The 14280-nt window shown below is 40.2% G+C and carries 7 protein-coding genes; all 7 read left to right on the top strand.

Going from position 1 to position 14280, the window contains the following annotated elements; all coding sequences use genetic code 11:
* The first annotated feature begins 98 nt into the window (after nucleotides 1-98).
* The 7 genes from AC13DP_RS03795 (at nucleotide 99) to AC13DP_RS03765 (ending at nucleotide 14147) form a co-directional block, all read left to right on the top strand.
* On the top strand, nucleotides 99-1220 hold the full coding sequence (locus AC13DP_RS03795) for a FecR family protein (protein WP_347405915.1): 1122 nt from the start codon (nucleotides 99-101) through the stop codon (nucleotides 1218-1220).
* 105 nt (nucleotides 1221-1325) lie between these two features.
* Nucleotides 1326-4886 carry a SusC/RagA family TonB-linked outer membrane protein gene (locus tag AC13DP_RS03790; protein ID WP_483067331.1) on the top strand — a complete coding sequence of 1187 codons (3561 nt, stop codon included), beginning with the start codon at nucleotides 1326-1328 and terminating at the stop codon, nucleotides 4884-4886.
* A 4-nt stretch (nucleotides 4887-4890) separates the two neighbouring features.
* Complete coding sequence (locus AC13DP_RS03785; protein ID WP_347405917.1) at nucleotides 4891-6312, top strand: RagB/SusD family nutrient uptake outer membrane protein; 1422 nt, start codon at nucleotides 4891-4893, stop codon at nucleotides 6310-6312.
* Between the two features lie 9 nt (nucleotides 6313-6321).
* The gene (locus AC13DP_RS03780) at nucleotides 6322-8331 is read left to right on the top strand and encodes a TlpA family protein disulfide reductase (protein WP_347405918.1); all 2010 of its coding nucleotides are present in this window, start codon (nucleotides 6322-6324) and stop codon (nucleotides 8329-8331) included.
* Complete coding sequence (locus tag AC13DP_RS03775; protein WP_347405919.1) at nucleotides 8331-9734, top strand: alpha/beta hydrolase family protein; 1404 nt, start codon at nucleotides 8331-8333, stop codon at nucleotides 9732-9734. Before AC13DP_RS03780 ends, AC13DP_RS03775 begins: the two co-directional genes overlap by 1 nt.
* Nucleotides 9735-9824: 90 nt before the next feature.
* Nucleotides 9825-11930: a protein-disulfide reductase DsbD family protein gene (locus AC13DP_RS03770; protein WP_483067330.1), complete on the top strand. Its 2106-nt coding sequence runs from the start codon at nucleotides 9825-9827 to the stop codon at nucleotides 11928-11930.
* Between the two features lie 3 nt (nucleotides 11931-11933).
* Complete coding sequence (locus AC13DP_RS03765) at nucleotides 11934-14147, top strand: M16 family metallopeptidase (protein ID WP_483067329.1); 2214 nt, start codon at nucleotides 11934-11936, stop codon at nucleotides 14145-14147.
* Nucleotides 14148-14280 lie beyond the last annotated feature (133 nt).

Raw genomic sequence — 14280 nt, 5'->3', positions numbered from 1 at the left:
GGATTACACATTATAAAGTAAAGGTTAAAAAAAAATTAAATTTTTTTAAGGGATATGTGTTTTTTTTTCGTCACTAGGGTGATTTATGATTTGAAACCATGGAAAACGTTGACGATTTAATACAAAAATTTCAAAATCATTGCATAAGTGATGAGGAGTTAATGCAGCTTGAGCAATGGGTAAAAAGCAGCAAACGAAATACGTATTATTTTAAAAATGCAGTCGAGCAGGATTATCTGCTAACTGTTTATAGCCGTAAAGATGAAAAAAATCCTGGGTTTGACGATATTTTTCAGCAGCGAAAATCTTCGTCTCGAAGAATTATGCCAGTTACCCTCCTTAAGTATGCCGCTATTTTAGTATTAGGTCTTTTTGCGGCAGGGGTAGGTTATTTCTATTTGAATAATCAGGTAGAGGAGGAATACAATCCGGGGCAGATTACTTTTACCTATGCCAATGGAGAAACCATTAGTCTTGATGAGAACGAAGAAGGTACATTAACCGATAAATCTGGGAATGCGCTGGGAGTCCAGAAGCAGGGAGAGTTAGATTTCAGAACTTCAGGCACCCAGTCTACTACCTATAATATCATAAAGGTACCCCGTGGAAAGCGATTTAACCTTTTGCTTTCAGACGGTAGCCGGATTTATCTCAATTCAGAAAGTACGTTGCGTTTTCCGGCAAATTTCCCAAATACCGGCAATAGAGAAGTTTACCTTACCGGAGAAGGCTTTTTTGAAGTTTCTAAAGATACCGAGCATCCTTTTCGTGTAAATGCTGAAAAACTACAGGTTGAAGTATTGGGGACACGTTTTAATGTTAATGCTTACAAAGGATCGCAACAAATTACAACTACTCTTGCCGAAGGATCGGTGAGACTACAGCAGGGGCAAAAACAAGCTACACTAGTGCCGGGGGAAGCCGGAACCTGGAGCGGCGTTAAACAGCCTATAAGGGTAGCTAAAGTAAAGGTAGCTAATAATATTGCCTGGATAGAAAACCGCCTGTTATTTATTGATGAGCCTTTTGTGACGATCCTTGAAAAAATAGAACGTAGTTATGGCGTAAAGATTATCAATAACAATCCATCTTTAGCAGCAACTCGTTTTAACGGAGATTTTGATCTGAATACAGAAAGCGTAGAAGATGTTATGAATGCCTTTACCACAATAGACTTTTTTGAATATTCCTACAAAAACAACATAATAACAATTAAATAAGTACTTATGAATTAAAACTCTAACTCACAAAAAAAGAGGATGCGCCAACATCCTCTCTAACTCACAATTAATTATTTCCTACAACAATTAATAGTTTTCAAAATTATGAAAATAAAACATTTAAAGATGAAGGTTTCTGTCATTTTAACCTTGTTTTGTGCCTTACAGATGTTTGCGACGAAGGGTAGTGCCCAGAAATTCAATATTGATCTGGAAGGCGTTAAAGTCGCTACGGTAATTGAGCAAATTAAAAAGCAAAGCGATTATAAATTCTTCTATCGGGAAGATTTACTTCAGGATGATTGGAAAGTAAATATACAAACCAACAGTGCCTCTATTAAAGAAGTGCTACAACAGCTTTTTGATGATTTACCGGTTGATTATATCATCAAGAAGAAACAGGTAATCCTTAAATCCAAAACCATTAGTAATACAAATGGTCAATCGGTGGATAATAAAGGTACCATAGATCAACAAGAAATTTACGGTAATGTTAGGGATCCAAATGCTTATCCATTAATGGGGGTGACCGTGTGGCGTAAAGGTTCACGTACGGGTGCAGTAACTAACGAAAAAGGTAATTATCGCATCCAGGCGGCAACAGGGGATACTTTGGTATTTAGTTTTTTAGGATTTAAAAAGCAGGAGAAGCTGGTAGGAGATGAGAAGACTCTAAACGTAATATTACAAGAAGAGGTGAATAGTTTAGGAGAGGTAACATTATTGTCTACCGGTTACCAGAATATTCAAAAAGAACGCGCTACCGGTTCCTTTTCTGTAATTGAATCTGAAGAATTAGAAAAAGTGCCCGTAAATAATGTGATAAATCAGTTAGAGGGAAGAGTTGCAGGTTTACAGATAGACCTTCTTGCATCTGATAATACGTTTGTATACGGTAACCAATTTGGTGAAACGGAAGGAAATACTAGTTACAAATATAGAATTCGCGGGCAGTCAACATATCAGGCCAATGATAAACCGCTTTTAGTTATTGACGGCGTTCCTTCAGAACTGGATATCAAAAACCTAAACTCTAATGATATCGAGAAAATTACTTTCTTAAAAGACGCAGCTTCGGCTTCTATTTATGGTGCGAGAGCTGCTAACGGGGTAATTGTTATAGATACTAAAAAAGGAAAAAAAGGAGCAACCCGTATCAACTTGTCTCAAAACTATACCTTTTCCAGTAAACCTTCGCTCTCCAGTTTACCTCTAATGAATTCAGATCAGGTGCTGGATCTGGAGCAGGAGCTTTTGGAGAAGGGTGTTATTTATGACCCAATGGGTGCCGGTATATACAGTTCAGTGCCGGTAAGTTCCGGGGTAGAACTTATGCTGCAAAACCAGCGTGGTACACTAAGCGATGCCGAGCTTGCAGATAAACTCTCAGTATTACGCGGTCGCAATAACTACAACCAGATTGAAGATTATCTGCTTCAGGCTGCTTCTTCAACAAATTATAACCTTTCCATAAGTGGAGGACAGGAGAACTATTCGTATTTCACTTCGGCTTCTTATGCCAAAGAAGAAACGCAAAGTAAAGGCGTAGATGGTAAACGTCTTACTTTAACCGCTAATCAGAATTTTGAGTTATTTGATTTTGCTAAAGTATCAACCAGTCTTAAAGGCTCGTTTTTTAACTTTAAACAAAACGGCTTAGGTGTAAGTCCTTTATCAGCATCTCGAACTACGTTTTTACCTTATGATCAGATAGTAGATGAAGCCGGAAATTCGGTAGATTATTACCGGGCATTTTACAGTGCAGATATACAAAATTTTGAAGAGGCCGGTTATTTGCCCTGGAGCTACAACTACCTGGATGAATTGGCTAATTCTAATAATGGTATTAAGGAGCAGAATTATTCGGCTAACATTAGTGTAACCCTGCCTCTTTTTGATGGTTTATCAGCCATGGGAACTTATTTTATTGAGCGTTCCAATACCAAACAAGATAATATTTATGGTGAAAACACGTATTACACCAGAGACCGAATCAATCAGGCTACGTATCTTAATCCTACTACTCAGCAATTAACACGAGGCATTCCTTTGGGGGCTATCTATCAGAGAAACGATTATACTGAAAGTAGTCAAACCATGCGCGGCCAGCTTAATTACAACAACACATTAGGCAAGCATGCGATAGATGCCATAGCAGGTATAGAATTACGTCAAATACGTACAGAAGTATCCGGTGGAAATCTTTATGGATATAATGAGCAAACTCAGCGCTCTATAGATTTACCATCTGCGACCTATACCACTATTTACGGGTACAACGATAACATCAGTTACAATCAGGTAGCCACCAATCAACGCCGTCGCTTTTTATCCTATTACGCCAATGCAGCATATACCTTTGATACCAAATATGTGGTATCAGGTAGTGTACGCCTGGATGATTACAATAATTTTGGGGTAGACAAAAGCTATAGACGTACCCCTTTATGGTCTACCGGTTTAAAATGGAATATGAGCCGAGAGGATTTCTTAAAAGACGTGGAGACGATTAACAACCTAAGCTTTAGAGCTACGTATGGTTTTAATGGAAACATCAGCCTTACTACGTTCCCCTTTACAAACATTTCTATTGCCGGTACAGATTATAATTTATCCAGGCTACCCTATGCGTTTATTGCAGCACCTGCAAATCCTGCTTTGCGTTGGGAAAAAACAGGCGTGCTCAACTTTGGTCTTGATTTTAATCTGTTTGACAACAGACTTGGGGGAAGTGTGGAATACTATATAAAGAATAGTGATGACCTGATTCAGGATTTTCCGGTCTCTGAATTTTATGGACTACCTAATAATAATACCCTAACCAGGAATACGGCAACCTTACGCGGAGAAGGGGTAGATATTAACCTAAACGGTGAGTGGTTAAGAACTCCCGAGTTTAGTATTAATTCAACCTTTGTTTTATCGTATAATAAAAATGAGGTGACTGATTCGCGTTACGAGAATTATTCCACTTTCCTAAATGGTACCGCGAGTGCACCCCCAATTGTGGACTATCCGCTTAACAGCATTTTTGCTTTTAGATCAGCAGGCCTGGATGAGAACGGCTCTACCATTGTATACGACCGTAATGGAGACATCGTTGATGCCTTCACCCCTTTAACTGAAATTGAGGATATGCAATATATGGGTACGCAAACGCCCAAATACTATGGCAGCTTTGCCACGACATTCACCTATAAGAAATTGTCACTTTATGCTTTGGCGACCTATAAACTGGATTATGTTTTATTTAACCCCAGTTTTGGTAATTACGTGTCACGATACGGATCTTTTGAGGCATACGATTTGAACAGCGATATTGCAGACCGCTGGAGAGCCCCTGGGGATGAGGCCAATACCAATGTTCCCGGAGCTCAGGGACTTGGAGGATATAGTTTAGGTCGGTATCTGTATAGCACTGATCGGGTTATCGATGGAGATCATATACGACTGCGTGAAATTTCACTGAGTTATGATTTTTCTGATTTAGTCGCCAACAGCTTTTTACGCAATGCCTCGTTATCGCTTACGGCTCGTAATTTAGGTTTAATCTGGAGAGCCAATGATGATGATATAGATCCGGATTTCTTGCCGTATACCAGTGGTAGTCTTATACGTATACCACCTACTGCGATGTATTCAGTGGGCGTAAACCTTAATTTTTAATTTAATGATGATGAAAAAACATTCTTTATATATCCTGTTTCTCTTAATGAGTGTAGCTTTTGTAAGCTGCGATGATTATGTAGACATCAAGACCGAAGGCCGTCTCTATCCTGAGGAGACTGAGAATTACCGGTATCTTTTAAATCAGACTTCAATCTTTGATGCCTCCTACAGTTTAGTAGATGTAGCCTCTGACGATATCGAGATGAGAAAAAACTACGCGACCTATTTTGAGAACAACTACGGTACATCAGATTATTACCGTCCTTTTAAGGAAACTTATAAATGGGCAGATTCCGTTTATTATGCGGGCGATAGAGATAATGATCTTGGCGTAATGTATCAAGGGCTTTATACCGCTAATGTAGTGATTACAGAAGTGATGACCAGCAATAACGGCACCGAAGCAGAAAAGGCCTCCCTACAGGCTGAAGCTTTGGTACACAGGGCTTATATCTTTTTGGATTTGGTGAATATTTTTGGAAAAGCCTATGATGTCGAAACCTCGGAAACAGATTTGGGAATCCCCATGTTTACGGAGCCTACGGTGACCGAAGAGGTAACCCGCGCCAGCGTTAAAGCAGTTTACGATCAGATTGTAAGTGACCTACAGCAGGCTATTAATGGCGGGCTTCCTGCTACGCGCAGAGGAACCGAAGTAGGTTTCCCTTCACTAGCCAGTGCACATGCCTTGCTTGCCCGTACCTATTTGTATATGGGGCGTTATGCCGAAGCTCAGGCCGAGGCAGAAAACGCTTTGAGTTTGCAAAACAGCCTGCTGAATATGGAGGACTATATCGATACTCCAGATTCAGGATGGCCAAGACGTATTGAAAATCCAGAATTGATTTTATCTAAAATGAGCATCAGTTCCTATAAATATGCCCCCACCTTACTTACGTTAAATGATGAATTGCTAAACAGTTTTGAAGAAGAAGATTTACGCTATCAGTTATATACAAGACTTATAAGTGAAATGACTTATGATCAGGTTAGTGGAGGAAGAGCTTATTGCGAAGGGCTTCTTACTGGAGAGAAACGTAATGCAGGACCAACCGTACCAGAGATGTTACTCATTAAAGCAGAAGGAGAAGCCCGTGCCGGTGATACTGATGCGGCTATGACCTCGATAAATAAGCTTCGCATGGCACGATTTAAAGCTGAAGATTATGTACCGCTTACTGCGGCCGATGCCGAAGAGGCTTTGCTTAAAGTACTGGAAGAACGACGCAAGGAACTTATGGCAAAAGGCGGTTTCCGCTGGTTTGACCTTAAACGGCTTAATAAAGATCCGCGTTTTGCGAAAACCATTACCCATCAATATATCGATGAGGTATACACCCTTGAACCCGGAGGAGACCGCTATCAGTTTCCATTTGCTTCCAGTTTATTTCAATATGCACCTAACCTGGAACAAAACCCATAAGCTATAGCTATGAGATTATTTAATGTATTAAAAATAATACCTGTTTTTACCCTGCTCTCCATCAGCATTGTTTTTACAGGTAACCTCTGGGGACAAGATCAAGAGGAAGTATTTAGTGTAGCGCCCAGATACCCCAAGGTGGGAGATCAGGTTACACTGAGCTACGATGCCTCGCAAACGCCACTTAAAAATCGAGATAGTCTTACGGCTGTCGTTTATACCTATGCTGATTTTCAGTGGAATGTGAAAGACTTAAAGCTTGAGCGTACCGAAGAAAATAAATGGCAGGGGCAACTAAAATTAGAGCCGGGCATCGCCCTTATCAATTGTGTGTTCTACGCAAAAGATACGCTTGATCGTGGTGGTGCCAATACCTATTCCTGGATGATTAATAATGCCCCCGGTTCTTATTCGGGCTGGGGCATTATGCGTAATCCAAATATTAATGAAGATTTTCCGCAACAGCTGGATTCCCTGTCTTTTATTGAAGATTCGGTGACTTTAATGTGGCTTAATAATGAGATGCGGGATAATCCTTCCAGTAGATCGCATATTTTTTATTCGGGGTTACGTTTACTGCAACGTACTAAGACCGAAGATCAAACAGGGCGGATCAAGGAAGAACTCAACTATATTTTGAGTCTTCCCACGCTTGATTTAAAGCAACAGTATGATGTGCAACGTAGTCTTGAATTAATCACAGGAAATGAGACTTATGTAGATTCTGTAGAAAACGCATTGCTTTCTAAATATCCCAATGGTGTTCTGGCCAGGGATCGGGCAATAAAGCAACTATTCCGTGAAGCAGATCCTGATGAGCTTGTAAAGGCGTACAATGCTTTTGTAAATCAATTTCCGGAAGAAAAATTTGAAGGTATAACTACAACTACAGAGGAGCTCTACTACGATAAACTATTTCGGAGTATAGCCTACACCTATATTTTAGAAAATAAGGATTACGGTTTTGTCTTTGATAATTTAACAAATGCTTCATATACAAACCTGGTAGATTATGCCTGGCATTTAGTGAGTATCCCTTATAACAATGAGAGTATGTCGCTAGATAGCTTGCAGGTATTTGCAGATCGTATCTTCCCGGAGATTGAAAGTCGGGAACATGAAGTTCCTAAAGCCTATCGCGGAAAACTTTCACCCAATCAATGGAAAGCGATGGCTTTAAAAGCAGCAGCTTCAGAATACCTGACTTATGCTAAGATTTTAAACGAGCAGCAAGATTATAAGCGTGAGGCTTATTATTTAAACAAAATAGCAGCCTTGTTGAAGTATGAGAATACTGAATATAATGCGTTGTATACCCAGCAACTGGTGCGTCAGGACAAGATGGATGAAGCGGTAAGCTTTATTGCAGCTTGTTTGAGACAAAACAATACATCTCCCGAAATGCTCCAGGTCTTAAAGTACGAATATTTAAAATCAGGAAAAGAGCTGTCTGATTTTGAAGATTATGTAGCCGGGCTTAAGACCGGTGCTGAAAATCAGAAAGAGAAAGAGGCGCTATTGACCCAATTGATCAAAAAACCAATCGAAGATTTTTCTTTGGAAAGTTCGTACGGTGGTAAGGTTAATCTCAAAGATCAGCTGGGCAAAATCGTGGTGATCGATATGTGGGCCACCTGGTGTGCGCCCTGCAAAAAGGCGATGCCGGGGATGAAAATGGTCGTAGATCATTATGCAGATGACGCTAATGTGAAGTTCTACTTTCTGGATACGCAGGAATATGTGAAGGATTACAAAACCAAAACGGCTGCCTTTATCAAGGAAAAAGGATATCCCTTTGAAGTGCTTTACGATGCGATTAATCCCGAAAACGGCAAGCCTGAAATGGTGTACACAAAATATGCAAAAGCGTTTCAGTTCTCTGGAATTCCACAGAAAATGATCATAGATCAGAATGGTTATCTAAGATGGCGCTCTACCGGATATGAGGGTAGTCCCAGTGCTCTTGCAGATGAGATTAAAACCATAGTTGAATACTTAAAGGCTGAATCTAAATCCTAATGACTTTAAGAAGAATCTGCAGTATTCTGGTGCTATTTGCATTAATTACAGGGCTTTCCCGGGGGCAAAGCTTATGGCAGGGGCAATACCATGCAAAACGTCTGCTCCTGGAGAAAAGTCAGAATCAAAATGCTAAAGATTCATTCTTTTTAAGCAGTCCGGAATATTATTACAACCGCCTTCCGCTTCAGCGAAACTACCTTAGCGATAGTCTGATCTTAAAAAACGAGGAGTTTAATTTAGTATTGAAGCTTAAGCCTCAATTAGACAGCACGTTTACACTAGTATTTGCCAATTATGAAGGAGAACATCCGATTCAATTTGATCAGGTAAATGCATTGCAACCGCACAGCTATCCCCAGCATCCTAAGGGGACCTTACCTTATACAAGTACCGAACTTGTATTTAGTGGGAAAAAAACCGGTATTGATTATGGAGGGACTTTGGTTATCCCAAATGATCATAAGCACTATCCATTGGCAATATTACTTAATGGTACCGGCCGGCAAGACCGCAATTATACGTATAGTGGGCACCAGTTTTTTACGGTTTTGGCAGATGCTTTAGCTCGTAACGGAATTGCCTCTTTTCGAATGGACGACCGCGGAACAGGTAGCACTACCGGGAATTTTGAAAACGCCGGAATTAGTGATTTTACCACTGATGCCCGGGAAGCACTCGAATATTTGAAAGCACGTGAGCATATCGATAGCCGGTTTATTGGATTAATTGGTCATAGCGAAGGGGGAGTAGTAGCTTCCCGACTCACGGCACAGGATCCCGATGTAAAATTTATGGTAAGCCTTTCGGGCGTAGGGGTTTCAGGGCTAAAAATCCTGGACTTGCAAAACACCGCCATTTTAAAAGCTTCTAAAATGCCCGACAGTCTGGTCAACCTGCAAATGGATTTATACCGCGTATTGTTTAAAACCGTTCACGATAATCAGGAACCTGATAGCCTTAATACGGAATTGGAAAAGAGGGTAAAAAACTGGATACAAGATAGAAATCCCACAAGCCTTAACGCTTTGCAATTGGCCGAAGGTAGAGAACAGACCTTGATTTACCGCTTTTACAACAGCGCAAAAACCAAGGCCTATAAAGAAATGATTCAATATGACCCGAAAGACTATTTGCCCAAAATAGAGGTTCCGGTTCTTATTCTAAATGGGGATGCTGATGTTTTTGTTCCGGCTTCTGAGAATGTAGCTTCTTACAAAGAAAATCTGATTAATGCTCCCGTAGTGACAACCAAAATATACCCGGGCCTGAATCATATGTATCAACATTGTAAAACCTGTACTTCCCAAGAAATAAGTATGCTAGATGAGGTATTTGCACCCGAGGTTTTAGAAGATATTAGGCAGTGGATTTGGGAGATATATAGGGATGATAATAAGTAATACAAAATAAAAACCAAAAATTTACAGGGGTTTTAGTTCTGGTTTACGTCTAAACTGTAGTCACCTTTTTTACTTAAAACTATTTTATCGATGAGACTATTTATCACGGGTATCTTTTTTTTAATTGTTTCTCTTGCGCAGAGCCAAATCTATGATCCGGTTTCTTTTAAGCACGATGTTCAAAAAATTGACGATACCCATTATGCTTTAAGTATTCATGCAAGCATTGAACCTGGCTGGCATTTATACGCCCAAAACGTACCTGATGGAGGCCCTGTTCCTACTCAATTTGAGTTCACTACAAGTGATGCTTATGAGCTTAATGGATCTGTTTCTGAGCCACAGGGGCACGTGGTGGATGACCCTATTTTTGAAATGCGTATTAAATATTTCTCAGATTCGGCCGAATTTCAACAAGTTATAGAACGTAAAACAGCTGAAGCTTTTAGTGTGAAGGCTTCCGTAGAATTTATGGTGTGTAATGATGAAAGTTGTTTGCCACCAACTATAAAAGAGGTTGTTTTTGAGCTGGAAGCGACGGCGACAACCCTTAACGAAGAAGCTACAAAACCCGTACAAAAAACGAACGAAATCGAAGAACAGACTGTTCCTAAAAATGGCGATGCTACTAAATCAGAATCAACCGAAGTTGAAGTTGTTAATGCCGAAGAGCAGGATACGTTAACTCTAAAAGAAGGAGATCAGCCAATTAAAAAACCTAATTCAGATTTAGAGAATACTAAAGCAGAACAGGAAGAGGAAGCTGCGGATTCTCGTAATTTGATCTCTATTTTTATTTTGAGTTTTTTAGGTGGTTTTGCAGCGCTATTAACACCTTGTGTGTTCCCGATGATTCCGATGACGGTAAGCTTTTTTACCAAACAAAGTAAAACCCGTGCCAGCGGTATTAAAAATGCTTTGCTATACGGACTTTTTATAATAGTGATTTACGTGGTACTGGGCTCTGTAGTGGTTGCCATTTTTGGTGCCGATTCGCTCAATGCGCTCTCTACGAATGTTTGGTTCAACTTGATCTTTTTTGGATTACTTCTTGTTTTTGCTTTTTCGTTTTTGGGGGCTTTCGAGATTGTGCTTCCCAGTTCCTGGGCCACAAAGATCGATTCGCAGGCAGACCGCGGTGGTCTTATCGGTATCTTTTTTATGGCGCTTGCCATGGCTATTGTGTCGTTTTCGTGTACCGGGCCCATTGTGGGCACTTTGCTGGTAGAATCTGCTTCGCAGGGCGGGGTAGCTCCCATTGTGGGAATGTTAGGGTTTTCAATGGCGATTGCGCTACCTTTTGCCTTATTTGCGGCTTTCCCCGGCTGGTTAAACTCGTTGCCCAAATCAGGTGGCTGGCTCAATACGGTTAAAGTGGTTTTAGGATTTTTAGAACTCGCTTTAGCCTTTAAATTCCTAAGCAATGCAGATTTAGTGCTTCAATTGCATTTATTAGAACGAGAAACCTTTTTAGCGATCTGGATTGCTGTTTTTGGAGGTTTGGCTTTGTATTTATTTGGTAAAATCACCCTCCCTCATGATAGTCCTTTAGCGCATATTTCTGTAGGAAGATTGAGTCTGGGGTTGTTTGTATTGGCCTTTGTGGTGTATATGATTCCCGGTCTTTGGGGCGCTCCTTTGCAGTGGATCAGTGGTTTTCCTCCTCCTGCACAGTATAGTGAGTCTCCTTATGGTGTAGGAAATACCAAAGGCGTTGCAGGTACTTCAATAGAACTTCCTCCGCACGCAGAATTAGGACCTTTAGATCTTGTTACCTTTAAAGATTATGAGGCCGGGATGGCCTATGCCAAAAAAGTAAACAAACCTGTAATGCTCGATTTTACGGGATATGCCTGTGTTAACTGTCGTAAGATGGAAGAACGGGTTTGGCCTGAGCCTCAGGTTCAGCAAGTACTTCGGGATGAGCTGATACTAATATCGCTTTATGTTGATGATAAAAAAGAGCTTCCCGAAGCAGAGCAATATGTTTCTGAAACTACCGGTAAGAAAATCACGACCATAGGTAATAAATGGAGCGATTTTCAGATCAAACACTATAAAGCAAATGCTCAGCCGTATTATGTCTTGATCAATACTGAGGGGGAGAATTTAAATGATCCCCGAGCTTATGATCCCGATGTGGATTCGTATTTAAGTTGGTTACAAGAGGGAATTAAAAATTATAACAACAAATAATATATGATCTATAGAATAAAAAACGGCCTGGTTCTCTTGCTTGCTTTGTTAAGCTTCAGCCTTAATGCGCAGCAGATTGATAGTCCTATACCACCTAAAAATTTCGCTTCGGGAGTTCTTGAAAATGGAATGCATTATTACGTGCTGCATAACGAGGAGCCTAAAGAACGAGCATCTTTTTATTTTGCACAGAATGTAGGTTCTGTTCTGGAAAACGACACCCAGCGGGGTCTTGCCCATTTCCTGGAGCATATGGCTTTTAACGGTACCCAGAATTTTAAGGACAAAGAAATGCTGGAGTACCTGGAGAAAAACGGAATGAAATTCGGTTCTGAAATTAATGCGTTTACCAGCTTTGATGAGACGGTTTACAACATCAATCAGGTCCCGGTTACTAATGAAAAATTACTGGACTCGGTTTTATTAATCCTACACGACTGGTCGGGTTATTTATCGTTAACCGATGCAGAAATCGATAACGAGCGCGGTGTGATTAACGAAGAATGGCGTTCACGCAATACGGCAGGTTTTAGGGCTAATTCTAAAGTTTGGCTCGATGGGTTTTTAAAAGATTCTAAGTATAGTAAGAGAATGCCTATTGGTCTAATGGATGTGGTCAATAATTTTGAATATGATGAACTTCGTGACTATTACAAACGCTGGTACCGTCCAGATCAGCAAGCTGTAGTCGTTGTTGGTGATGTTGATGTAAAAGGGCTGGAGGCTAAAATCAAGAAGGTGTTTTCGTCTATTCCATTAAAAAAAGATTTGCCGGAACGCCCTGTTTTTGATGTACCCATCGCAGCAGAATTTGTGTATATTAATTCTACCGACAAAGAACTTGGTGAACCTTCCCTTCAATATTTTGTGAAGCGTACCCCTTTAGATTTAAGTGTGGTTGAGAAAATTAAAGAAGATATTACGGGTAGCTTTGCTTCCTATATTTTAAACAACCGTTTTTCTGAATTGGTTTTAGAAAAAAACTGCCCGGTGTTGGGAGTAGGTTTTGGAGTGCAGAAATTTGTACGTCCATTAGAGGTACTTAGTCTGAATGCACGTCCTAAAAAAGACAGTTTACTTAGCGGGCTGAAATATATAGTAAAAGAGTACACCCGTTTTGCTGAATTTGGCGCTACGCCGGAAGAATTAGCCAGAGCTAAAGCAGCTTTTAAAACCAGTCTTGAATCTTCAATAGCAAATATTGCTAAACGCAGCAACGATAGTTATGCAGGGGAGATTTATCAGGATTTCTTTGATAAGGAGTCGGTAACTGATTATGGCTGGACCTTATCGTATCAATTACGTCTTTTAGATCAGGTGACTAATGAATCTATTCTGGATTATCTGAAACGTTTTAAAGGTGATAATGGCAGAGGCGTAAGTATTGTAGGTTCTGATACAAATACTTACCCGGATAAGGAGGCCATTAAAAGCGCTCTTGCTGAAGTGGCGGCACAAAAGCTCACTCCTTTTAAAGAAACCAGCTCAGATAAGAAGCTTATCAATACAGATCTTAAAGGCAGCCCGGTTATAAAAACAGAAAACATTGAAGGTATAGATGCTAAGTCGTACACGCTGGCAAACGGATTAAAACTGGCACTTTATCCTACTGATTTTGATAAAGAACAGGTTTTTATGACGGCCTTTAGTCCTGGAGGTAGTTCGCTACTTTCCGTAGAAGAATTGCCAAATACGGTTGTGGCCTCTTATCTGGTAGGTCAATCAGGCCTTGGTGAGTTAAATAAAATTGAACTTCAAAAATTGCTTGCCGGCACCGAGACTTCTCTGGGTGTTTCTATAAATGGTTATAGTGAGAGCCTCAGCGGAAGTAGTAAAACTAAAGACCTGGAAACTTTGTTTAAGCAAATTTACCTTCAGTTTACCGCCCCTCGATTTGATGCACAGGCTTTTGAAATTATAAAACAAAATCTGGCGACTAATTTAATCGCTAAAGAAAAACAGGTGACCAGTGCTTTTCAAGATTCCCTTACACTCGCATCTACCGGTCACAGCAAGCGATCCGTTCTTTTTGACCAGAAGCTCATAGATAATGTGACTTTAGAGGGAGCTTCTAAAGTTTATCGGGAGCGTATCTCTAATGCTAACGATTTTACTTTTGTTTTTGTAGGAGATTTCCAAGAGAGTGAATTGCTTGATCTCGCTACAAAATACTTAGGAAGTATCCCTTCTACGACTAAAACAGAAGAGTTTGACTAAGACTGAAATAAGTTGCCCTTTTTCTTAAACTTTTAAACAATGGAAAAAGGTAAACAACGCCGGGTTTTTAGTGTTGAGCTAAAACTTGATTTAGTGAAAAAAATCGAACAGGGTGATCTCCGAGTTTTGGATG

The sequence above is a fragment of the Zunongwangia sp. L-65 genome (assembly GCF_056859415.1).
This window is presented reverse-complemented; position numbering and strand designations above follow the sequence as displayed.

Coding starts and splice junctions, on each gene's coding strand:
- AC13DP_RS03795 (WP_347405915.1), top strand. CDS start 99: ATGGAAAACGTTGACGATTTAATACAAAAATTTCAAAATCATTGCATA.
- AC13DP_RS03790 (WP_483067331.1), top strand. CDS start 1,326: ATGAAAATAAAACATTTAAAGATGAAGGTTTCTGTCATTTTAACCTTG.
- AC13DP_RS03785 (WP_347405917.1), top strand. CDS start 4,891: ATGATGATGAAAAAACATTCTTTATATATCCTGTTTCTCTTAATGAGT.
- AC13DP_RS03780 (WP_347405918.1), top strand. CDS start 6,322: ATGAGATTATTTAATGTATTAAAAATAATACCTGTTTTTACCCTGCTC.
- AC13DP_RS03775 (WP_347405919.1), top strand. CDS start 8,331: ATGACTTTAAGAAGAATCTGCAGTATTCTGGTGCTATTTGCATTAATT.
- AC13DP_RS03770 (WP_483067330.1), top strand. CDS start 9,825: ATGAGACTATTTATCACGGGTATCTTTTTTTTAATTGTTTCTCTTGCG.
- AC13DP_RS03765 (WP_483067329.1), top strand. CDS start 11,934: ATGATCTATAGAATAAAAAACGGCCTGGTTCTCTTGCTTGCTTTGTTA.